Source organism: Paenarthrobacter nitroguajacolicus, assembly GCF_029952445.1.
GTDB lineage: Bacteria > Actinomycetota > Actinomycetes > Actinomycetales > Micrococcaceae > Arthrobacter > Arthrobacter nitroguajacolicus_B.
This window is the reverse complement of record NZ_JAQPPK010000063.1, coordinates 1-1,715: the sequence shown is the minus strand read 5'-3', so window position 1 is coordinate 1,715 and position 1,715 is coordinate 1. Positions and strand designations below refer to the sequence as shown.

Annotated in this window: 1 protein-coding gene; it reads right to left on the bottom strand. The window is 63.3% G+C overall.

Annotated features, from left to right (window positions below; translation table 11 throughout):
- Window positions 1–301: 301 nt before the first annotated feature.
- Window positions 302–1,408 carry an IS110 family transposase gene (locus PJL15_RS22510; protein ID WP_281453348.1) on the bottom strand — a complete coding sequence of 369 codons (1,107 nt, stop codon included), beginning with the start codon at window positions 1,406–1,408 and terminating at the stop codon, window positions 302–304.
- Window positions 1,409–1,715 lie beyond the last annotated feature (307 nt).

The window sequence follows — 1,715 nt, the reverse complement described above, 5'->3', positions numbered from 1 at the left end:
CTACCCAACTAATATGTAGTTCGTTTTGTCAACGGGCGTGGGGAAGCGATCCCGGTTTGGTTCCGGGGTCGCTTCCTTTTTGGTCCGGGTCTCGGGGGGGCAGCGTGTCGTCGGCGACGGCGTGGTCAGACTAATATGCGCGGGTTGGTTACCGCAGGACGAGGTGTCCGGCTGGAGCCTATCGCTTCTCTAGGGTCGGGCGTGGCCTTGGAAGGTTGCTCATAGTTGGGTCGCGAGTTCGCTCCGTGCGCTGCCGGTTTTACCCGGTGTCCCTCCTTTTGGGTGTTGAGGTCCCGGGCGTTTAGGGGATCTGTTGCTGTGCGGTGCGTTGGGCTTCGCTTGCCAGTGACCAGCACCAGCCGGCGAGTTCACGGGCGATCGCGACGTTGGCGATGACGGGACGTTTCCGGTGTTCCTGGTAGACGAGCCAACGTTCGTGCAGGCGTTTGTTGCCTGCTTTCCCGCGTGCCCTTTCCCAAGGGGTTGCTGCTTCCCAGCGGGAGCGCAGTGCTTGGGAAGGGTGGGTATAGGAGCGACGGTGGTGCCAGGCTGCTTCCACGAGGAGCCGGCGTGCGTGGGTGTTCCCGGTTTTGGTGATTGACCCTTGGGAACGGTGCTGGCCGGATGAGTTTTCGCTGGGTACCAGGCCGAGATAAGCGCCGATGGTCCGGCCGGTGAACCGGTTCCAGTCACCGATTTCAACGGCCAGGCCGAAGGCCGTGAGCATTGAGATGCCCCGGAGGCATTCAAGGGCGCGCACTACGGGGGTGTACTCGCTGTCGTAGGCCATGGCCCGGATGGCCGCGTCGGCCCGCGAACGGCGGTCAAGGATTTCGGTGACTGATTCGAGCGCGAGGTCGTAGGTCAGTTGCAGGGCCGGTGAATCGAAGCGTTGACCGTAGAGCCAGGCGAGGTGCTCTTGGGTCCACGTATGGCCGCCGGTGTAGTGAATGCCTTGGCGGAGCAGCAGTTTGGAGACCCGGTGCCGGGCTCGCATCAGATCTCCCCGGATGTCTTCCCGGGCACGGACCAAGTCCCGCGCAGCTTCCTGGGACGGGCTTGGGACCGTGACCTCGGTGATCTGGTCCAGTTTCAACAACCGGGCCAGATGCAGGGCGTCGTTGCGGTCTGTTTTGACCCGGTCACCGGGCGGACGCTGGAGCTTTGACGGGGCCGCGACCAGGCACTCGATCCCGGCAGCGCGCAAGGCCCTGGCCAGCGGGAATCCGGTCGGTCCGGCCTCATAAACCACCCGGCACGGGCCTGGCAGTGTTTTGATCCATTCCAGAATTTCACCGTGATCCGGTGTGAGCCGGCCCCGGAAGATCTCACCGGTCTGGCCATCGATCGCACAAGCGACGACAGTCAAAGCGTGGACATCCAGGCCGACGTGAGTACGCTCAAACATAGCTGGAACCTCCAACCTTCAAATGTGGCTCTACCCCCTGGATCAAGTCTGGGGCAACCCACGAGAACCGTTGAAGAGAAGGTTCCAGCCCCATCCCGCCACCCAGCAGACCCAACCGGACCAACACCTACACGCGGCCCTTCTGATACGGGCCAGACGCGCCGAAGCGGTCCCCGGAGCGCCACGAAAAACCAACCGAGAGGGCCCCGCCAAAGCTGACGCTCCGGGAACCGGTCCGGCAACAATCGCCCCTCAGAAGGAACCAACCCACCAAACGGCGCCCTCCCCCCACACACATATCGTCTAG